Annotated in this window: 16 protein-coding genes; 1 reads left to right on the forward strand and 15 read right to left on the reverse strand. The window is 72.0% G+C overall.

Features of this window, described 5'->3' with window-relative positions:
- Nucleotides 1-63: 63 nt before the first annotated feature.
- The 4 genes from ACIG47_RS19290 to ACIG47_RS19305 form a co-directional block, all read right to left on the reverse strand.
- On the reverse strand, nucleotides 64-1,632 hold the full coding sequence (locus ACIG47_RS19290; protein WP_397432681.1) for an FAD-dependent monooxygenase: 1,569 nt from the start codon (nucleotides 1,630-1,632) through the stop codon (nucleotides 64-66).
- Nucleotides 1,629-2,528, reverse strand: a complete 900-nt coding sequence (locus tag ACIG47_RS19295; RefSeq protein ID WP_397432682.1) for an alpha/beta fold hydrolase — start codon at nucleotides 2,526-2,528, stop codon at nucleotides 1,629-1,631. Before ACIG47_RS19295 ends, ACIG47_RS19290 begins: the two co-directional genes overlap by 4 nt.
- Complete coding sequence (locus tag ACIG47_RS19300) at nucleotides 2,525-3,361, reverse strand: alpha/beta fold hydrolase (RefSeq protein ID WP_397432683.1); 837 nt, start codon at nucleotides 3,359-3,361, stop codon at nucleotides 2,525-2,527. The genes ACIG47_RS19295 and ACIG47_RS19300 overlap by 4 nt, the downstream gene beginning before the upstream one ends.
- A gap of 656 nt (nucleotides 3,362-4,017) precedes the next feature.
- Nucleotides 4,018-7,761: a S8 family serine peptidase gene (locus tag ACIG47_RS19305; RefSeq protein ID WP_397432684.1), complete on the reverse strand. Its 3,744-nt coding sequence runs from the start codon at nucleotides 7,759-7,761 to the stop codon at nucleotides 4,018-4,020.
- A gap of 142 nt (nucleotides 7,762-7,903) precedes the next feature.
- Between ACIG47_RS19305 and ACIG47_RS19310 the strand changes: the two genes are divergently transcribed.
- Nucleotides 7,904-8,863 carry a LuxR C-terminal-related transcriptional regulator gene (locus tag ACIG47_RS19310; protein WP_397432685.1) on the forward strand — a complete coding sequence of 320 codons (960 nt, stop codon included), beginning with the start codon at nucleotides 7,904-7,906 and terminating at the stop codon, nucleotides 8,861-8,863.
- 25 nt (nucleotides 8,864-8,888) lie between these two features.
- Here ACIG47_RS19310 and ACIG47_RS19315 read toward each other — a convergent pair whose 3' ends face one another.
- The 11 genes from ACIG47_RS19315 to ACIG47_RS19365 all read right to left on the reverse strand — a co-directional run bounded on the left by ACIG47_RS19315 (nucleotide 8,889) and on the right by ACIG47_RS19365 (nucleotide 19,309).
- Nucleotides 8,889-10,448 carry an AMP-binding protein gene (locus ACIG47_RS19315; RefSeq protein WP_397432687.1) on the reverse strand — a complete coding sequence of 520 codons (1,560 nt, stop codon included), beginning with the start codon at nucleotides 10,446-10,448 and terminating at the stop codon, nucleotides 8,889-8,891.
- A complete protein-coding gene (locus ACIG47_RS19320) occupies nucleotides 10,399-11,577 on the reverse strand; it encodes an MSMEG_0565 family glycosyltransferase (protein WP_397432689.1) in 1,179 nt (392 codons plus the stop codon). Before ACIG47_RS19320 ends, ACIG47_RS19315 begins: the two co-directional genes overlap by 50 nt.
- A gap of 21 nt (nucleotides 11,578-11,598) precedes the next feature.
- Nucleotides 11,599-12,483 (reverse strand): carbon-nitrogen hydrolase family protein, encoded by an 885-nt coding sequence (locus ACIG47_RS19325; RefSeq protein ID WP_397432691.1) that lies wholly within the window; start codon nucleotides 12,481-12,483, stop codon nucleotides 11,599-11,601.
- 22 nt (nucleotides 12,484-12,505) lie between these two features.
- Nucleotides 12,506-13,807, reverse strand: coding sequence for an MSMEG_0569 family flavin-dependent oxidoreductase (locus ACIG47_RS19330; protein WP_397432693.1), 1,302 nt, complete (start codon nucleotides 13,805-13,807; stop codon nucleotides 12,506-12,508).
- Entirely contained in the window at nucleotides 13,804-14,106 is a 303-nt protein-coding gene (locus ACIG47_RS19335) for an MSMEG_0570 family nitrogen starvation response protein (RefSeq protein ID WP_397432694.1), read from the reverse strand. Before ACIG47_RS19335 ends, ACIG47_RS19330 begins: the two co-directional genes overlap by 4 nt.
- Entirely contained in the window at nucleotides 14,099-15,001 is a 903-nt protein-coding gene (locus ACIG47_RS19340) for a carbon-nitrogen hydrolase family protein (RefSeq protein WP_397432696.1), read from the reverse strand. Before ACIG47_RS19340 ends, ACIG47_RS19335 begins: the two co-directional genes overlap by 8 nt.
- Nucleotides 15,002-15,023: 22 nt before the next feature.
- A complete protein-coding gene (locus ACIG47_RS19345) occupies nucleotides 15,024-15,545 on the reverse strand; it encodes an MSMEG_0572/Sll0783 family nitrogen starvation response protein (RefSeq protein ID WP_182616432.1) in 522 nt (173 codons plus the stop codon).
- A 71-nt stretch (nucleotides 15,546-15,616) separates the two neighbouring features.
- Nucleotides 15,617-17,035: an MSMEG_0567/sll0787 family protein gene (locus tag ACIG47_RS19350; RefSeq protein ID WP_397432698.1), complete on the reverse strand. Its 1,419-nt coding sequence runs from the start codon at nucleotides 17,033-17,035 to the stop codon at nucleotides 15,617-15,619.
- A gap of 1 nt (nucleotide 17,036) precedes the next feature.
- Nucleotides 17,037-18,104 (reverse strand): MSMEG_0568 family radical SAM protein, encoded by a 1,068-nt coding sequence (locus tag ACIG47_RS19355; RefSeq protein ID WP_397432699.1) that lies wholly within the window; start codon nucleotides 18,102-18,104, stop codon nucleotides 17,037-17,039.
- An 83-nt stretch (nucleotides 18,105-18,187) separates the two neighbouring features.
- Complete coding sequence (locus tag ACIG47_RS19360) at nucleotides 18,188-18,430, reverse strand: FtsX-like permease family protein (RefSeq protein WP_397432701.1); 243 nt, start codon at nucleotides 18,428-18,430, stop codon at nucleotides 18,188-18,190.
- Between the two features lie 267 nt (nucleotides 18,431-18,697).
- Nucleotides 18,698-19,309, reverse strand: coding sequence for a TetR family transcriptional regulator (locus tag ACIG47_RS19365; RefSeq protein WP_397432703.1), 612 nt, complete (start codon nucleotides 19,307-19,309; stop codon nucleotides 18,698-18,700).
- Between the last annotated feature and the right edge of the window lie 65 nt (nucleotides 19,310-19,374).

A 19,374-nucleotide genomic window follows, 5' to 3' on the forward strand; every position in this document is an offset into this window, starting at 1 on the left:
CGCTTCGCGGAAGGGACCCGCACGGGGCTGTAGTGGTTGTCGCTCATCTACGTGGCAGCCGCCCTATTCGTGGGTCTGCAGAGAGGGGTGCAGGGGCGCGGTCGCCGCGGTGAGGGCAGCCGCAGTGGTGCGATCGATGATCGCGGCGAGGTATCCGTCTGGTCGGACCAACAGGAGCGTCCCGGGGTCCGGCCGGTACACGTCGGCGAACTCTCCGAGGGTGTCGACGAGGTGGAGAACCGCGGGATCCCCGAGATGGGTGGAAGCCTCGGCGGTGATGACGATCCGCGTCAGGCCGGCACCAGCATCAGGCCATACCACGTCAGAGACATCGGTGCTGGTGGCCGCGCCGAAGCCGATGAGTGTGAACTGCGGCCCGTGAAAGACGTCGAACAGGCGTCGTGGTGTGCCGGAAGCCGTGGTCAGGCGCGCGTCGGGCGCCCGGTCGCCGACCTGCAGCCGGCCTGTCTGACCGGCCGGACCGGTCAGCGGGCTGTGGCGGTAGTTGACTCCGAGCTGTTGCTCGGCGTCACCGCGGGTGATGCTGGACAGATCCAGGGTGCCGAGCCCCTCGTACTTCTTGGTGGACAGCCCCAGGACCGCTGCGGCGATCGGCCTGCGTTCGGCTTCGTAGGAGTCCAGGAGCGCGTCGGGCGCTCCTGCCATGACCTGGGAGAGCTTCCACCCGAGGTTGTAGCTGTCCTGGATCCCCGTGTTCAGACCCTGGGCGCCCGCGGGCGTATGCACATGAGCAGCGTCTCCCGTGATGAACACACGTCCTTGCCGGTAGGAGCCAGCGAGCCTGATGTTCGGACGGAACACCGATGTCCAGGAGATCTCGCCCAGCGAGACCCTTGAGCCGATCCGGTCCGCGATGCGCCGACGGATCGCATCGTGACCAAGGTCGGGGGTCTCCTCCGGGCTGATCCGGATCATCCACTGGAACGCCTCGGAGTGGGGCAGCGGGCAGGCACCGACGAACGTCCTCCCCAGGCCTGGCCAGACGTGCCAGCGGTTGCGGGAGAGTCCCGAGGTCTCCGCATCAGCGATGATGACCCGGTCAGCGTCGTCGGTGCTGCCGGCGAACTCGATGCCCAGGGCCTTGCGCACGCGACTGGACGCCCCGTCGGCCCCGACCAGATACCGGGCTGCGACCTGCTCGGGCTCGCCGGCGGGTCCGTCGGACTGCTGGATCGTCGCCGTGACGACTTCATCGTCCTGGGTGAGTGCTGTCAGGGTCTTTCCGAACTCTGCAACAAGCCCGAGGCGACCAAGGCTCGCGTGCAGGGCGGCGTTGGTGCGGTCCTGCGGGATGAGCCACGTGTTCGGGTAGGGGACCCCGGGCCGAGGTCGGCGGGTCTTGTTCATCGACCACGGGGCGGTCAGCGGGCCGAAGTGGATTCCCATCAGCGGGTAGGTGCTGCCTCCGGCGAGCACGTCGTTGATCGTGTCCAGGTCCTCGAGCACTTCCAGAGTGCGGGGCTGGACGCCCTTGGCGCGTGATCCGTCGAACGCGCCCCTCGATGCGTCGATGATCCGCACGGTGTGACCGCGACGGCGCAGATCGATCGCCAGGGTGGCTCCTGCCGGGCCTGCGCCTACGACCAGCACGTCGATCGGGTGGTTGCTCATGGTTGTGCTCCCTGATGGGTGGTGGCGAATTCGGTGAAGAGCTGTGCCGTCAGATCCGGACGCTCGAACGAGACCATGTGCCCCGTCTGCCTGACGAGCTCGGCCTGGGTCGGGGCCAGCAGCTCCATCGCTTCGTCCCAGCGGGCTGCCGGGGTCACCTGGTCCTCGTCGCCCCACAGCAACATGGTCGGCAGCCCGGAGTTCCGCACGGCGCGGTAGAGGTCCTGGCGGCCCGCCAGTGCGAAGTCGGCGAGGGTGGCGCACAACGCGTAGATCGAGCCTTCGACCTGGTAGCACGGTCGGACCAGCGCAGCGAGCCGTTCGACCTGGGCGGGGTCGCGCAGGTTGTGGCTGAGATGCCCCTCCAGCAGCGTGTGACCCAGCGCGGAGCCGAGCAGCCGATTCACGACCGGGATCCGCAGCAGCGCGGCGATCGGGGGCTTGCGGGCGAGCAGGCCGGCCGGCCCTACGATCATCAGGCAGGACACCGTCGACCGAGCCTGGAGGACGTACAGCATGCCGATGACCGCGCCCATGGAGCTGCCGATGACGTGCCGTGGCGCCACTCCCAACCCGTGGACGAGGTCCTGGATCTGGCGCACGAACAGCGACTCGTCGTACGACGCGGTGACCCGGTCGGAATAGCCGCGCCCGTATCCGCTGTAGGTGAGGGTGCGGTAGCCGCGCTCGTGCAGCTCGGTGACCACTGGGTCCCAGTAGTCCAGCGGGATGGTCAGACCCGGGACCAGCAGCACCAGCTGTCCCTCTGCGGGCCCGGTCAGCTCGTACTGGGTGAGTCCGTCCCTGCACCGCATGAAGTCACCGCGGACCTGGGCGCGCAGGGCGTCGTCCAGTGCGACGGTCTCACCGCGGGCGGTGAAGTACGGCAATGTCATCGCGATCCGTCCTTGAGGTCGAGGGAATCGAGGAAGCGCTCGATCGCCGAGGCGACCCAGTCGGGATCCTCGTCGGGCAGCAGGTGGCCGCCGGTGGGATGGACCAGCTCGCTAGCCTGCGGCAGGTCACGGGCGAAGTACTGCCCGTCCATGCCATGGCTGCTGATCACGAGTGTCGGCGCTGTGATCCTGGGGATCAGTGCGGAGCGGTCCTGCTGAGTGGTCCTGGCAAAATCAATGAACGCCTCCTGGTTTCCCGGCCGGTTCAGCATCGCGTGTACCCGGTCGACCAGAGCGGGCGTCACGGAATCACGCGAGCCAGGCCCGACGCTGGTGCGCAGATTGCGTTCCACTGCGGCGCGACCGCTGCTCAGTCGGATGACCGCTCGACCCACCGGGCTGCGGGCCAACCGCATCGCCAGGGGTGGCTTCTTGCCGGGGTAGCCGGTTGCATTGATCAGCACCAAGGCGTCGACCAGGGTGGGCGCGTCCAGGGCCAGGTTCCAGGCGATGTTGCCGCCCAGTGAGTTCCCGGCAACGACCGCACGGGAGATGCCCAGTTCTTCCAGGGTGCGTCGCACCGTGCCTGCGGTGGTGCTGATGCGGTAGTCGCGATCGGGTCGGGGACCCGTGAGTCCGAACCCGGGCAGGTCCAGCCGCAGCACGTCTGCTCGCGGTGCCAGGCGCTCCGCTATGGGATCGAAGGTGTCCAGTGACGACCCTGAGCCGTGCAGGAGCAGGAGGGTCGGACCACCTCCGACACGCTTGTAGTGCACCCGCAGTCCGTCGGTCTCAACGAAGCGCGAGCACGAGCCGTCCGTCGCAGCGTCCATACATTTAACGGTAACAGTGTCGCCGAAATTCGTCCATCGCGTCCTCGTCGACCCCGAGACGGCGCCAGAAGCAGCCTGAAGTGCGCTGCGGTGCCCGACGACGCCCCGGACGCCCCCGAATCACGGCAGCGGGCCCGTGCACGCACCAGCACGTGGAACGATGAGCGGCCGCCACAGGCCGAAGGAGCGCTCCGAGCGTCGTCCGGCGTCTGATGCCTGGTTGCCTTGCCACCTCGCTGCTCGGTGAGGCGGGGGCGGCCGGCCACGTGGGCTTCCCCTTGATCGTGGACCTGGCAGTTGTCGGGTGGCGGCGGAGTCCTGGGTCGTGAAACCGCAACGACGCTCAGACCGCCTTGGCAGAATCTCTCTGTCGCGCCCCGGGTTTGATGGAGACATCGAAGACCCGGAGGGTTGGGAGTTATGTCGGCACCACGGAAGTACCCCGACGAGTTGCCCGGCCCCGGTGGTGAGCTCGCTCCGCCGCGTGCGCCGTTGGCCGGGATCTTGTGGGCGCGGACCGGACCGCAGGTGCAGTTGTCGAGCTGATGGGGCAACCGGTGGCTGGGTGTGCATCCACAAAGCGACGGACGAAGACGTCCAGATCGGCCGGGGCGGGGAAGGGCGTGTCCCGCCCTTCCCCGCCCTGGCACATCGTGTCAGCGGCCGTGCCGCACCCCGAAGGCCCGGTCCACCGTCTGGTCGACCGTGTGCCCGTTCGTATCCGTCGCGACCGTACGGAGGCTGACGTATCGTGCCTTGGTTCCGCGCGGCAGCGGCAACCGCGCGGTCCTCACGCTCGGCTCGCCGGTCACGGTCAGCCGTAGCTCCCGCCAGGTCCTGCCGTCGTCGAACGACGCCCAGGTCCGCACCTCGGTGACCTCCGGGCCGCCGTCCCGCCACGGCGTCGCCGTCACGGTCAGCGTCTGCGGGCGATCCGCCGCGACCTGGTTGTCGAGCCCGACGCCGGCGTCGTAGGAGACCTGCGGCATCGAGATCGGGTGCGCTCCCCACGCGGCCTCGCCGCCCGCGCGGAAGGTCCACCGTGTGATCGTGTGCGGGGCATACTCCCAGCCGGCCACGTCACGCCGCGCGTCCATGACGGCTTCGTACCCGGCTACGCCGTCGGTGATCGGGAAGGTTCCGGTTGCGAACCCGGACCGCCCCACCTGCACACCGTCCTTGAACAGCGTCACAGACACCGCGTCCGCCAAGGCGGCGAGGGAGGTCCCGTGCGCCGGGTCGCCGTCGGGGAAGGCGGTCGCACCCAGGGAGAGCTGCGGCGTGGTGTAGCGCAGCTCGGCGAACGCCGAGGAGATGCGCGGGTTGATCCGGGAGTTGTTGACCGCCGCGAACCACTCGCCGGTCTCTCGGGCACCGGGTTCGTAAGAGTGCCAGGCCGGCTCGAAGTAGGCCAGACCAGTAGCACCGAGCGCGACGCCGTTCTGGTACTGGGTGCGCGGGTCGGCGCTCAGCACCCACTCCTGGACCGTACCGAGGCGGACGGGAACCTCCGTCGGGACGTAGGAGCTGTTCCCGGTCCGGCGGCTGCTCACCAGCGCGGACCCGTCGGTCGTACCTCGGGCGTAGGTTCGCGACGTGACGACGGCGGCTCCGTCCAGCGGCAGGTGGCTCACGTCGGCCGGGACCGCACCGCGGAACGGCGTGACGAGGCCGTAGACATACGGGCTGTAGGGCGTCCCGCTGAGCGTGACCCGAACCCGCTCGTCCCGTGCGGCCAGGTCCCTCAGGAGCTGCCCGTCGGCGCCGCGCAGGGCGAACGCAGGCACGGCCGTCGAGCCTGCCTCGGCGACCAGGCGCCCCGGGGTGTCGTTGCTCAGCGCAACGGCGGCCGCTCCCCGTGCCGCGGCGGTCTCGATGACCTGGGCCGGGCTCACACCGTCAGCCACCGTGGCGAGCACGAGCCGGTCGCGAGCATCCTTGCCGCGGTACCCCGCCGCAGTTCCGTCGCCCACCTCGAGCAGTCGCAACGCATCCTTGCCTTCGTACGGCCTGGCACCGTCCAGCGGAGTCGGGTCCAGGGCCGTTCGCCCGACCGCGACCGTCAGGTCCGGAGCCGTCAGCGTCGAGTGGACCGTTACGTCCCGGGTGCCCACGGACGGTGCCGACGCGGGGAAGATACCGAACCGCTTGAAGTCCGCCGGCACGAGCAGCGTCGTGTCGTGGTAGCTGCCGGGGGTGGTCTCGCGACGGAACGACACGGCGCCGCCCTGGAGCTCGGTGGCGCGCTCACCGGTGTCGAAGCCGAGACCGCTCGCCTCACGAGCGTCCAGCGTCCACGCGACGTCCCTCGTGGTCGCGTCGACCTCGGACCGGACGTCGACGGCGAGGTCCTGCGCCCACTCGCCGCCGGCGTCCGCCGTGACCAGGACGGACTCCACCGAGTAGGTACCGGGCTTGACGCGCACACTGGCGACGCCGTCGTAGAAGATCGCCTGGTAGCGCGCACCGCTGTTCTCGTCGTACACGTACGCGAAGCTCGACCCGGCGACCGGCATACCGTCGGTGCCGAGCGCGGTCACCGTGATCTCGTACAGCAGGGGCTCGACATAGACCGACAGGGGCACGCGGACGACGGCCGAGGAGTCCGTGGCCACGGCGACCAGGACGCCGCTGTAGAGCGTCGCGCGCGTCAGGAGGTTCGGGTCGACAGTGACGGGGATCGGCACGCTGCCCCCGGCAGGAACCGTGACCTCGGAGACCTCCAGCTGCACCGCGCCCTCGGGCACGGCGGCGCCGGACGCCGAGGACACGGCCGCGGTCACCGTGAACGTCCGCTCGTGCTCGGCGTCGTTGTGCAGCACGGTCTCGCCCGCGACAGGCTCGTAGGAGCCGGCCTGCGCGTAGCGCACGTTGCCGAGACTCAGCGTCGCGGGCTGCGCGTACGCGTCCTGGTCCACGGCGTGCTCGATGTCGAGCCTGCCTGAGCCGCCCTTCTCCACGCGATAGGAGCCTTCCGTGGCCGAGCCCACGAGCCCGGCCTTGAGCTGCTCGTCCGTCCAGTCCGGGTTGGCCTGCTGGAGCAGGGCCGCCGCACCGGCGACGTGCGGGGTGGCCATGGAGGTACCGCTCGCCGTGGTGTACAGGTCGTCCGCCGGGGTACCCATGGTGGTACCTGCCGCGCGCGCCGCCAGGACGTCGACGCCAGGGGCCGAGATCTCGGGCTTGACGGCGCTGTCGCCGACCCGCGGGCCGGTGCTGGAGAAGCCCGCCAGCGTGTCCGCCTTGTCGACGGCTCCGACCGTGAGCGCCAGGCTCGCCGAGGCCGGGGTGCCGATGGTGTTGGGCCCGGAGTTCCCCGCGGCGACCACGAACAGCGATCCGTACTGCTCGGTGAGGGTGTCCACGGCAGCGCTCAGCGGTCCGCGCCCGTCGTCGGGCACCTTGGTGCCGAGGCTCATGTTGATGACGTCGGCCCCGCTGGACGCCGCCCACTCCATGCCCTCGAGGATGGAGGTGATGGTTCCGTTGCCGTCGTCGTCCAGCACCTTGCCGCTGACGAGGGTCGTGCCCGGGGCGACGCCCGGGGCGCCGTTGCCCGTGCCGCTGCCACCGATGGTGGCCGCGACGTGGGTGCCATGCCCGAAGTGGTCGGTGGCGTCGACCTCGTCGGTGAAGTTCCGCTCCTCGGAGATGCGCCCGGCCAGGTCGGGGTGGGAGGCGTCGACGCCCGTGTCGAGTACTGCGACGGTGACCCCCTGCCCGTCGAAGCCCATGTCCCACACCTGCGGCGCGCGGACCTGCGGCACCGAGTCGGCCAGGTCGACGCTCACGGGGGCGTCGAGCCAGATCTTGCCGGTACGGGCCCTGGCGCGCTCGGCTGTGGTGTCGTGGCCGGTCCAGAACATCTCGGCGTGGGCCTTGTCGAGCGCGACGCCGAGCGCGTCGATGCTCTCGTGCCGGGACTCGACGGCCGCCTGCGTCGTGGCCGGAGTCTTCGGGAACGACCCCGCCTCGTGGTTCTCCAGGACAAGCGGGAGCTCGTCGGTCGCGGCGTCGTCGTAGCCTGCCTCGATCAGGGTGTCGATGTCGAACAGGGCCGGGTCGACGGCGTCGTGGGCGAGGGCCTCCTGGGCTGCCTGAGGGACGACGGACGTGCCGTCCTGCGTGTGCTCGATCATGGCCAGGCCGTGCGAGGGCCCGCTCGGGTCGATGCTGATGGCGGGGTGGTCCGCGTCGCCCGGCAGAGTGCGGACGGTGACGACGTCGCCGGTGACGAGCGTGAGGGTGCGCGTCTCGGCTGCCTGGACGACCGCCTCACCCTCGACCGTAGCGCGTGCTCCGGCCGCAGCCGCGGCCGCGCCTGGCGTCGTCCCGACGGCGAGCACCGCTACCGCGGCGATCAGCACCGGACCGGTGCGGGGTCTCCTGTGGGTTGTCATGGTGATCTCCTCGTGCGGGTGGCTCAGGGCCCTGGGGTGGTCGAGCCCTGAGACTTCCTGAACACCGGGTAACGAGTACAGGAGAATGGGGTTCACTTTGCGGACATCGTCCGGTTCAGGACCGGACGAGGAAGGAGGCCGCATGTCGTCTCAGGAGCCCCTGGCACGAGGGCTGGGGATGCCGGACGGGGCGGCCGATGTCTATGCCGTACTGCTCGACGGTGCCGCAACGACCATCCCGGAGATCGCGGAGGCAACCGGCCTGGACTCGAGATGTGTCGTCCCGCTGGTGGAGTGGCTGCGGGACCACGGCCTGGCGCTGCGGGCAAAGGGTCTGGAGATGACCGATCCCTCACCACGCTGGGCAGCGGCGGAACCCGATCACGCCGTGCGGGAGCTGGTCGCCGAGCGGGAGCGTGCCCTGCACGAGGTCCGTGCGGCCCTGCCGGACCTGCAGTACCGGTTCCGCACGGCGCAGCAGGGCGACGGCGGCACGGCGATCGAGCACATCGAGGGCTGGCAGAACATCGGCAACCGGTATCACCAGATCCTGCGGGAGGCCTCGACCGAGGTCGCCGTCTGGGAGCACGAGCCGTACATGCCCGGCCACGCACCCGTCGAGGAGTCGATCCTGGAGCGCGGCGTCCGGTTCCGCGTGCTGTGCGACCCTGTCGACTTCCCCGACCAGCTTGCCCAGGAGTTCCTCGCCCTGCGCGGGCTAGAAGCCCGGCTCGGGGCAGGCGTCGCCTTCCGCGGGGTGCTGGTGGACCGGCGGACGGCCTTGGTGACCATGGACCGGGAGGCTCAGAACCATGCGGCGGTGGTGGTTCACCCGTCACCGCTCCTGGATGGCCTGGCCTTCCTCTTCGACGCCGCGTGGAGCCAGGCGGTCCCGCTCGGCAACGAGGGCATCTCCCTGCCTGCCTCCGAGCGCCAGGTGCTCACGCTCCTGGCAGCGGGTCTCAAGGACGAGGCGATCGCACGCCAGCAGAGCACGACGACGCGCACGGTGCGCCGCCGCGTGCAGGCGGTGCTGACCGCGCTCGGGGCGCGGAGCCGGTTCCATGCCGGAGTCGAGGCGAACCGACGAGGGTGGGTCTAGGGTGCGGCGTGGCACGGCCAGGCCGTCAGGCCCGACCGGGGCCGGCCCTCCTGGTCTTGCCCGCGTCGTCACGCACCGGCCGGTCCGTGACCCGCACGCGGGCCGGCCTACGGGCACGGTCCAACCGCTCCGCGGCGAACCGACGCAGCTGCTCGCCGTCTACCGGAGCGTCGGCAACGTCGGCGACCGCCTCGACACGCTGGCCCAGCTCCGCGTCGGGGACGCCGAACGCGACGGCGCTCCGCACTGCCGGGTGCTCCTCCAGGACCCGCTCGATCTCGACGGGGTAGATCTTCTCGCCGCCGCGCACGATGACGTCGTCGGCCCGGTCGGTGACCCAGAGCCACCCGTCGGCGTCGAGATGGCCCAGGTCGCCGAGCGTGTCCCACCCGTCGGCCCGACGGCGACCGGGTGCGCCCAAGTACCGGTACGCCGGGTCTGGGCCGCGGTGCAGCCACACCTGGCCGGTCTCGCCCGGCGCGGCGTCGGAGCCGTCGTCGCGCAGCACCCGCACCCGGGTGCCGCCCACCGGGCGGCCCACGCTCCCGGGCCGCCGGAGCCACTCGTCGCCGCGGATCATCGTCAGCCCGTTGGACTCGCTCCCGGCGTAGACCTCCACGACCCGCTCCGGGCCCAGCCAGTCCAGCACCGCCCGCTTGAGCGCGGGCGCGCACGGCGACCCCAGGTGCAGCACGGTCTCGAGCGTCCGCAGCCGGGCAGGGTCACGCTCGGCGGCGGGCAGCCGCAGCAGGCGGTGCAGCATCGTAGGAACCAGCAGCGCCCAGGTGACGCCGTGCCGCTCGATCGCGTCGAGCACGGCCCGCTCCTCGAACCGCGGCAGGATCACCAGCCGGTGGCCGGTGAGCAGCCCGCGAAAGGCGTACGTGAACGTCGCCGAGTGCGTGAGCGGGCCGGCGACGAGCTGCGTCGCACGCAGCGGGAGGAACTCCGCCACAGGCCGCTCCGGGTCCATGCGGGCGGGCGCGGTGGACAGCACCACCTTGGGTCGGCCGGTGCTGCCCGACGACGTCGGCGCCTTCCAGGACCGCGCCCAGGTGTCGGGCAGCGCAGGCTCGTCGGCGCGGCGCCGCCCGGGGCCGGACCACGCCGGACCGGACCCGCCCGGGACGCCGGGCCCCTCCGGCGGGCCGAGGCCCTCCGGCAGACCGAAGCCCTCGGGCAGGCCGGGGACGCCGTCGGCGTCGAACCCGATCACCAGCGCGGGCCGGGCCGCGGCCACCACGGCGGCTCGCTCCCCCGGCGTCAGCCCGCGGGAGACGGGCTGCGGCGTCGCGCCCGCCCGCCAGATCCCGGCGCACGCCACGAGCATCTCCAGCCCGTTGGGCAGCGCGACCGTGACCAGGTCGTCGCGACGCACGCCGCGGCGGAGCAGCTCCCGCGCGTAGCGGTCGGCGGCGGCATCGAGCCCGGCGGTGGTGAGCCGCAGGTCACCGTCCGCGCCAGAAGTTCCGTCCGCTCGGGGTGCGTCGTCCGTACCCGGCGCGCCGACGGCGACCGCCACGACCCGGTCGGGGTCAGCCTCGGCGAGCCGGCTGATGATCCGCGAGATCGAGCTCGTGGCCACCGTCGCCCCCTTCGCGCACCACCCGCTCGTAGAAGCGCTCGTGGGCCGCCGCGGCCCCGGCCCAGCTGTGCCGGGCCGCCAGCGCCCGCCCCGCCGCGGCGTCCACGGGCAGCGTCCCGTCCGCCGCCGCCGCGAGCGTCGCGGCGATCCCGGGCACGTCGGTGGCGTAGGCGACGGCGGGCCCGAACACCTCGCGGGTGACGGGCAGGTCGCGGGCCACGACGGGGACTCCGGCCGCGAGGGCCTCCATGGCGGCCAGCCCGAAGCCCTCCTTGGTGGAGACGAAGCCGAGGGCGGTAGCGGCGGCCACGAGGGTGGGGACCTCGTCGTCGGCGAGGGTGCCGAGGACGACGGGTTCGATGCCGAGCTCGGCGCAGCGCTCGTCGAACCGGGCGCGGTAGGGGCGGTAGTCGAAGAGGGTCTCCCCGCCACCGAGCACGAGGCCGAGGTCGGGGTGGTCGTCGCGCAGGAGCGCGAAGGCTTCCAGCAGGTCGATGCTGCCCTTGCGGGGCTCGATGCCGCCAAGGGCGAGCACGTAGCGGCCGAGCTCGGCGCGCCACCGCTCGCGGGCCGAGGCCCCGTCGGGGCCGGCGGCGCGGGCGAACCGGGCGGCGTCGACGCCGTTGGGGATGACGGTGGGTTCGAGCCCGTAGCCGTCGCGCACCTCGTCGGCGACGGCGCGGGAGACGCACAGCCGGGCGTCGGGGCGCACGATCGCCTGCTGGTGGCACTCGACCAGGCGGGGCGTGGTGAAGTCGTCGAGGTGGTGCACGGTCCGCACGAGAGGGGGCGCGCCGGCCCCGGGTGCAGCAGGGGCGAACAGCGCGTTCGCGGAGATGCAGTCCTGGGCGTGGACGACGTCGTACCCCGTGGGGTCGAACGCGGCCGCCATGGCCTGGATGGAGCGTTCGATGCGGTCGCCGACGCTCTCGTCGTCGCGCGCCGCGAACGGCACGACCCGTACCTCGACGGACGGGTCGACGGGCCGGAAGAAGGCGTCGTCGCCGCCGCGGCCCAGCGTCCACACCGTCACCTGGTGCCCGCGGGCGGCGAGCGCCTCTGCGAGGGCGAGGGTGTGCACCACACCGCCGCGGGGCCGGGTCGAGTACGTGGTCTGGGCGATGCGCATCGTGCTCCGTTCGGGCGGGGTTCAGCGGGACGTGCGGTTCGGGTCCGGCTCCGGGGCGGGTCGGGCGGTGAGGGTGTAGGCGCTCTCGACGCGGTCGCGCAGGTGGTCCATGGTGCGGCGGGCGCGGGCGACGTCGGCCTCGACGTCGGCGGTGGCGACGGCGAGGCCGCCCTTGGCCCAGGTCTTGGCGATGATCTCGCCGGCGGGGTCGACGACCTTGGCCTGGCCGAGGAAGCGGAGCCCGCCGAGCACGCCGGTCTGGTTGGCGGAGACCAGGTAGAGCTGGTTCTCGGCGGCGCGGGCGCAGTCGTAGAGGTCGAACAGGTGGGCCTGGCGGTCGTTGCGCAGCCGGTCGGAGCGGTCGGTGACGCTGGCGGGCCAGGCGCTGAGGCACGCGATGACCTGGGCGCCGTCGAGCGCGAGCGAGCGGGCCGACTCGGGGAAGGTCTTGTCGAAGTCGATGAGCATGCCGATGCGGCCCACGGGGGTGTCGAAGGCGTCGAAGCCGGTACCGGGCCGGTAGGCCTCGGACTCGCCAAGCGGGAGGTGCACCTTGCGGTGCACGCCCAGCACGCCGTCGCCGTGCACGCAGACGGCGGTGTTGTAGCGCACCTCGGCGCCGTCGGCCCGGGCGCGCTCGGCGATGCCGAAGCACACCACCATGTCGCCGGCCATCTGCCGGACCGCGGCGACCTCGGGCCCGTCGAGGTCGACCGCGGGCGGCAGCGGCTCGTCGGTCGGGTGGTACATGTCGTGCAGGTAGCCGCCGATGGTGGCGTCGGGCAGCACGAGCAGGTCGACGCCGCGTTCGCGGGCCTGGTCGATGATGCCGGGGAGCTTGGCGAGGGTGCGGTCGATGTCGCGGCCGAAGTGCGCCGCGACCGCGCCCATGGTCGTCGTAGGCATGTGCGACAGCGTAGGTCGTCCGTCATCCCGCGGCGGGCAGGTCGAGGGCCTGCTCGGCGGGGCCGGCCCAGGTGCTGCCGGCGCGCCAGGCGGCGATCTCGGCGGCGACGTGCGCCGTGTCCTGCGCGATGCCCAGGAACCGGCCCGAACCCCAGGTGTGCAGCCACGGCAGGCCCACGAAGGACAGGCCGGGCACGGGGCTCAGGCCGCGGACGTGCCGGGGGTGCCCCTCGTGGTCGAGCACCTCGGGCGCGAGGTCGCCGAGCCACGACCAGTCCGCCCGGAAGCCCACGGACCACACGACGGCGGCGATCCCGGCGAGGTCGAGGCGCTCGGGTTCCACCTCGGGCCGCCACACGGGCGTGTACCGGGCCTCGACGGGAGCGTCGATCTGCTCGCTGCTGATCCAGCGGTCGATGTCGTCCTTGATGGACTCGGCGACGGCGTCCGCGTGGTCGAGGTCTCGTCCGAGGGTCGGCTCGAACCGTAGCGTGCCCTTCTCGACGGTGGTCGCCCGGCCGTACAGGCGCATGCCGCGTCGCGCGAAGGCGCGCAGATCGATGTCCCGCCCGCCGTCGCGGCCGGTGACGTAGTGGTTGGTCGACTCCCGCTTCGCCAGCCCGCGGGCGGCTACCGGCAAGTCGTACACGCCCATCTCCGCGAGCCACGTCATGCAGTCCCTGCCCCGGTAGGTCCGTGCGACCCGGGGTGCCCGGCCGACCGAGAGGTGGACCTGCCGGCCGGCGAGGAAGAGGTCCTCGGCGATCTGGGTGCCGGACTGTCCGGTGCCGACCACCAGCACCGGTCCCGGTGGGAGCTGGTCCGGGCTGCGGTACTCGTGGGAGTGGATCTGTGCGATGTGCTCGGGCAGGTCCTGGGCCCAGGTCGGCAGCACCGGCCGGTGGTATCCCCCGACGGCGGCGACGACGGCTCCGGCGGACACGAGGCCCGCCGTCGTCTGGACGACGAACCCGCCGCCGGGCCGGGGCGCGATCCGGGTGGCCGCCACGCCCTCGGCGACGGGGGCGTCGAAGGTGTCGGCGTACCCACGTACCCAGGAGTAGACCTCGTCGCGGCCCATGAAGCCGTTCGGATCGGGCCCGTCGTACGGGTACGCGGGCAGCCGGCAGTGCCAGTTGGGAGTGACCAGCGTGAACGCGTCCCACCGGCCGTCACGCCACTCGTGCGCGACGGTGTCACGCTCCAGGACCACGTGGTCGACGTCCTGTCCCACCAGGTGACGGCTCATCGAGAGGCCGGCCTGCCCGCCGCCGACGACGAGCACGTCGTGGTGGGCGCCGTCCCGCACGGTTGCGGGCCTCATGCGGCGCCTCCCGGCAGCGGCGGCTCCATCCGCAGCACCTCGACCTCGGCGGCGGCGTCGAATGCGGACGCCACCTGCCGGATCTCGGCCTCCTGCTGCACGGCGGACGCACATCCCATGCCGTAGCGGGCGCGCACCCGGTCGCTGGCCTTCTGGAGCGCCCGGCTGGAGCGCTCCACGAAGTCGGCCACGGGGTACCGGGTCCCGGCCTGCAGGTGGTCGTGCATCACGAGGCTCGGCGAGTAGCAGCTCGCCGTGGTCCCGTCGGGCCAGCGCACGTCGAACGTCATCTCAGGCATGGGTCGCCTCCGTCCAGCGGGTGGCCTCGGGCGCGTCCTTCGCAGTGATCGCGCCGTACACGTCCGGGCGGCGGTCGCGCAGGTGGAACATGCCGCCGCGCATGGCGCGGAACGTGCCCTCCACGTCGATCTCGGTGACCGCCAGCCCCGCGCCCAGCAGGGTCGTAGCCAGCACGTTCCCGCCCGGGTCGACCACCTTGGCGTTGCCGACGTAGCGCAGCGACCCGAACGTGCCGGACTGGTTGGACGCGATCCAGAACACCTGGTTGTCCAGCGCGCGGGCGGCGTCGAACAGGTTGAACCGGTACGTCCACCGGTCCTGCTGCAGGTCCTCGGCGGTGGCGGTGCGGGCCGCGGGCCACGCCGAGAGGCTGACCACGATCTCCGCGCCGTCCAGGGCCAGCGCCCGAGCGGCCTCCGGGAACGCCTTGTCGTAGCAGATCTGCAGCCCGATGCGGCCCACGGGCGTGTCGAACGCCCGGTAGGTGTCGCCCGCCGCGTACGACATGTTCTCCCCCAGCGGCTGGTGCACCTTGCGGTAGGAGCCGTACACGCGCTCCCCGTCGAGGCAGACCGCGGCGTTGTACCGGGTCTCGCCGTCGGCGTCGAGCTCGCAGAACCCGATGCAGACGACGGTCTGCCCCGCGAGCGCCTGGACGCGCCGGATCTCCGGCCCGTCCAGGCTGATCGCGGGCGGCAGCGAGCGGGCCGTGGTGCGCACGGTGTCGCCGTGGTTGCCGAGCGACGAGAGGTACCCGCCGATCGAGGCCTCGGGGAAGACGACGAGCTGGGCGCCCTGGGCGCGTGCCTCGCCGAGCAACTGCTCGATCAGGGCGTAGTTCTGCTCCAGGTCCCGTGTGAAGTTGGCCGACACGGCGGCCACGGTGATGCTCACTGCGCTGCTCCTCCGGTCGGTCTCAGAGGTTGTACGTCGAGTTGATGATGGCGCCCTTGCGCGCGTAGTGGATCACCGCGTCCTGGACGTCGAGCGGGTGCGCGGGGATCACGCCCTCGATGAGGTCCTCCTCGCGGGCGCCGTGCAGGGACAGGCCGAAGCGGCAGCAGAAGACGGTGCCGCCCTCGCCGATGAACGTCTTCAGGGCGTCGTTGATGTTCTGCTCGCCCGGGAAGGCGCTGTCGCCCGTGGTCGGGAAGCCGCGGGTGTCCAGGGCGTTGATCGCGCCGGGGCCGTAGAAGTAGATGGCCGACTCGAAGCCCTTCCGCAGCGCGCGGGTGGCCTGGAGGATCGCGACGAAGCTGACCGACGACTCGTGCGCGATGCCGTGCACGAGCGTGAAGTAGGCCTGGCCGGGCTCCGCCTGGTAGTCGGGGAAGATCTTGGTGGAGCCGTACAGGCTGCTGCCCTTGGGCAGCGACGGGTGCGGGATCTCCGCCAGCGAGGCGTCGATGTTGGCCTGGATCTGCTCGTCGTACGACATGGGTGCTCCTTCGGTCGGGACGGGTCCCGGGTGGTGGTGCGGATGGTGGGTGGTGCGGTACAGGGGTGCCGTCAGGCGCGGCCCAGGCCCGTGGCGGGGCCGGGGACGGCGTCGGTGGTCTCGCCGTCGGGCCAGCGCAGGCGGACGCCGGGCTCGGCGGTCAGCTCGCCGCACTCGGCGGTGGTGGCCAGCGGCGAGGTCATGCGCCCGGTGCCGGGCGGGTCGGTGGTGAGCATCGCGAAGCCGGGGAAGCAGGTGAGCCAGTCCCCCGCCGCGGCGCCGTCCGGCGCGGGCACGGCGGCGACGTCGATCGTGGCTCCCGTCCCGGAGGCCTCGGCGAGCATGGCGGTGGTGCCGACGACGCCGGCCATGCTCACGTCCTTGGCGGCGTGCGGGCGGGCCGCGCCCACGGTGCCGGCCAGGTGCCGCAGCTCGGCCCCGGTGCGCGACGACGTGGAGTCCCACTGCCGGCCCTCGAACCCCCGGCGCCAGCCGCCCGACAGGTCGGCGGTCAGCGACAGGGCGTGCCCGGGGCGTCCCCCGCCGCCCGGCACGGGGCGGTCGGTGCGGCCGAGCGCCGTCACCGACAGCGAGGCCGGGACGCCGAGCTGGGTGTGCCCGCCCAGCACCGGCACGCCCCAGGCCTGGGAGCCGCTGTGCAGGCCGTTGAGCACGCGGCGGGCGAAGGACGGCGTCGGCGCGCCGAGCGCGTCCACCAGGCCCGTGGGCCGCGCGCCCATGGCCGTGAGGTCGTTGACGTTGACCAGCACCGCGCACCACCCGGCCCACTCGGGGTCGCGCTCGATCATCGCGGGCAGGATCGCGTCGCACGCGGCGACGACGTCGGTGCCCGGCACGGGGGCACCGTCGTCGCCCACGAACCCGGCGCCGCCCAGCGCGGCGGGGCCGGTGTGCTCGCGCAGCGGCTCGACCAGGGCGGCGAGCGCGGACTTGGTGGCGGCGACGAGGTCCGCCGTGCGGGTGACGGGCCAGCGCATGAGCACGTGCGGATGGCCCTGCACCTCGGCGGTGCCCCAGGCCTGCCAGCCGAGCCGGTCGAACAGCGGGCGGTTGCGGACCTGGACGGTGGCCTCGAAGCGCAGCACGCCGAGCTCGGCCGCCCGGGCGCAGGCTGCCCGGACCAGGGCGGCGCCGATCCCGGCGGCCCCGCGTGCCCCGCGGGCGACGACCAGACGGCTGCCGGTCCACCAGCCGATGTCCCGGCCCGCGGCGTCCAGCGCCTCGACGGCGGGCGCGAGCCGCACCCCGCCGAGCACGCGGTCGGTGGCGTCCACCGCGACCAGCACCTCGGTGCGGTCGTCCTCGTCGGTGCGGTCCAGGTCGTGGCCGTCGAACAGGCCCTGCTCCGCGACGAACACGTCGCGGCGCAGTGCGCGGTACGCGGTCACGTGCCGCGGCTCGGCCGGGCGCACCGTCCAGGGCGCGGCCGACGGCAGAGCCGCACCGGTCAGGGTGGGGACGTCGAGCATGTCAGCCCCCGACCTGCGAGAGGGCACTGCACGCCCCACAGGCGGCGCAGCCGGCCTTCTGGTCGGCGCCGCGCATCCCGGCGGCGCCCAGCAGGGCACCGACGCGGCGCGTGATGTCGGCGACCAGGGCGCGGTGCGGCGCGGGCACGTGGTCGACGTCGGTGGCGAGCGTGCCGGCCAGGGGCCGGAACGGGACCACGAACGGGTAGACGCCCATCTCGATGAGCTCCCCGGCCGCCTCGACCATCTCGTCCGGGTCCTCGCCGAGGCCGACGAGCAGGTAGGTGGAGACCTGGTTACGGCCGAACACGCGCACGGCCTCGCGCCAGGCGGCGCGGTACTCGTCCAGCGAGACGGTCGCCTTGCCGGGCATCCAGCGGCGGCGCACGTCGTCGTCCATGGACTCGACGTGGATGCCGATGGACCGCGCGCCCGCCTCGTACAGGTCGGTGATCGCCCGCAGGTCGGCCGGCGGCTCGCACTGCACCTGGACCTGGAGCCCCGGCACCGCCTTCTTGACGGCGCGCACGCAGCGGGCCAGGTGCTTGGCGCCCCGGTCCCAGCCGTTGGAGGTGCCGGTGGTCATCACCATCTGCGAGACGCCGTCCAGCTCGTGGGCGGCGCGGGCCACCTCGGCGAGCATGGCCGGCGTCTTGACGGCGATGGTGGTGCCCGACCGCAGCGAGGACTCGATGGAGCAGAACCGGCACCGCTCGCTCTCGTCGTAGCGCACGCACGTCTGCACCACCGTGGTGGCCAGCACGTCCTTGCCGTGCAGCTTGGCGATCTTGTCGTAGGGGGTCCCGTCCGAGGTGACCAGGTCATAGAATCGCGGGCGGGTAACGGGTTCCACGTCCATCCCGAGGTCCGCGCCGTCCAGGGTCAGGCGACCCTGCATGACGACGTACGGGCTGTCGGGGTTGAGCGGGATCGCGGCACCCGCACCGCCGATGACGAAGTGTCCGTCGTCGCTCGGCCCCGCACCGCCGGCACGGCGGACCGGAGCGTCGCTGCGCACCCCGAGGAGCGCGAGGCTCACTCGGGTGGAGAGCTGATCGGTGGGCGACATGGCAACCAGTAGAGGTGCCAGTTTTTACCGTTTGGTTTCATTCAGACTACGAACGTGTGACTTGATGTAAATAGTCAGAGCACTCACGGAGCCGGGCTGCCGAACGCGCCGCCCAGCGCACGGAGCAGGCTGATCTCGCGCCGCCGTTCCAGCACCGAGATGATCATGGTGTTGGCCACGCCGATACCGCCCACCAGAAGCGCGGTCGAGCCGAGCCCGGACAAAAGGTCCGCGAACGCCAGGTTCGCCGAGAGAACCTGCAGCTCAACGCGGTGCGAGCGGTGTGGCGCACTGCGCGATCGGGCCGCGCCCATCCACGCCAGCATGGGCCCGGCTACGGGGTCCACGATGCTGGCCCAGGACCCCTTGAGCGCACCAACTACCGCTCGACCTGGGTTTGCGCCAGGGGTTGACCCGGATGTCGCGTCGAGTTGCGGCGAAGGGCTTCAGGTCGGGGAGTCTGCACTGGGCCTGCTCCCCGACGGGCACTGGCTACTGGCCCAGGACAGCCGGAAAGGAGAACGACGGAACACTTTTCCCCCGGGGAACACGCCACGTCCGGAGAATCGTCTAGATCTCGCGAGACCGCCGCCTCAGACAGCTGGCGAGATGGTCGCCACCGCGCGATCGACAGCCTCGCCCAAGGTGCCTTCCGCTCCTGAAGCGAGCCAGGAGAACTGCGCGGCGACCAGGCATCCGAACATCGCTGCCGTCAGCGCCCGCGGCGCAGGATCGCCAACCTCATAGGGCTCGCCGCGCCCCTGTGCACGTTCCATCACGACATCAACGACTGCATCTTGGACGCGCTGGAGCTTCTGCACGTATCCGGCGAGCAGAGGCTCACTCTCGAACACGAGTCGCTGGATCGGCTCGACAAACTCTCGCTCACTGGCAGTGGCCGAGACGGAAACGAGCGCGTCAACCACGTGACGCAAGGACGTCCACAGCGACTCATCCGCAGGACGCGCGCGCAAGACGGCGAGTGCATCGTCCACGACCAGGCCGAGCTTGCCGAGGATGATCTCCTCCTTGCTCGCAAAGTAGCGGAACACACTGCGCTGCGACATCCCCACAGCGGCGGCAATGTCGTCGATCGTGGTCGCCTCGAAGCCGCGCTCGACGAAGAGACGCTTCGCAGCATCGGTGATCTCTGCCTTCACCATCTGCCGCGTGCGCTCTCTCAGCCCGAGCGGTTTCTCTTCCATGCCACCCGATGATACAGCGCCCGCCATACTCGACAGCGACTGTCATCTATGACATAGACTGTCGG

This window comes from Promicromonospora sp. NPDC052451, from assembly GCF_044547525.1.
In the GTDB taxonomy this organism is placed as follows: domain Bacteria; phylum Actinomycetota; class Actinomycetes; order Actinomycetales; family Cellulomonadaceae; genus Promicromonospora.

Coding starts and splice junctions, on each gene's coding strand:
- ACIG47_RS19325 (WP_397432691.1), bottom strand. CDS start 12,483: ATGCCTACGACGACCATGGGCGCGGTCGCGGCGCACTTCGGCCGCGAC.
- ACIG47_RS19350 (WP_397432698.1), bottom strand. CDS start 17,035: ATGCTCGACGTCCCCACCCTGACCGGTGCGGCTCTGCCGTCGGCCGCG.
- ACIG47_RS19290 (WP_397432681.1), bottom strand. CDS start 1,632: ATGAGCAACCACCCGATCGACGTGCTGGTCGTAGGCGCAGGCCCGGCA.
- ACIG47_RS19295 (WP_397432682.1), bottom strand. CDS start 2,528: ATGACATTGCCGTACTTCACCGCCCGCGGTGAGACCGTCGCACTGGAC.
- ACIG47_RS19320 (WP_397432689.1), bottom strand. CDS start 11,577: ATGCGCATCGCCCAGACCACGTACTCGACCCGGCCCCGCGGCGGTGTG.
- ACIG47_RS19345 (WP_182616432.1), bottom strand. CDS start 15,545: ATGTCGTACGACGAGCAGATCCAGGCCAACATCGACGCCTCGCTGGCG.
- ACIG47_RS19305 (WP_397432684.1), bottom strand. CDS start 7,761: ATGACAACCCACAGGAGACCCCGCACCGGTCCGGTGCTGATCGCCGCG.
- ACIG47_RS19365 (WP_397432703.1), bottom strand. CDS start 19,309: ATGGAAGAGAAACCGCTCGGGCTGAGAGAGCGCACGCGGCAGATGGTG.
- ACIG47_RS19330 (WP_397432693.1), bottom strand. CDS start 13,807: ATGAGGCCCGCAACCGTGCGGGACGGCGCCCACCACGACGTGCTCGTC.
- ACIG47_RS19310 (WP_397432685.1), top strand. CDS start 7,904: ATGTCGTCTCAGGAGCCCCTGGCACGAGGGCTGGGGATGCCGGACGGG.
- ACIG47_RS19360 (WP_397432701.1), bottom strand. CDS start 18,430: ATGCTGGCGTGGATGGGCGCGGCCCGATCGCGCAGTGCGCCACACCGC.
- ACIG47_RS19355 (WP_397432699.1), bottom strand. CDS start 18,104: ATGTCGCCCACCGATCAGCTCTCCACCCGAGTGAGCCTCGCGCTCCTC.
- ACIG47_RS19300 (WP_397432683.1), bottom strand. CDS start 3,361: ATGGACGCTGCGACGGACGGCTCGTGCTCGCGCTTCGTTGAGACCGAC.
- ACIG47_RS19335 (WP_397432694.1), bottom strand. CDS start 14,106: ATGCCTGAGATGACGTTCGACGTGCGCTGGCCCGACGGGACCACGGCG.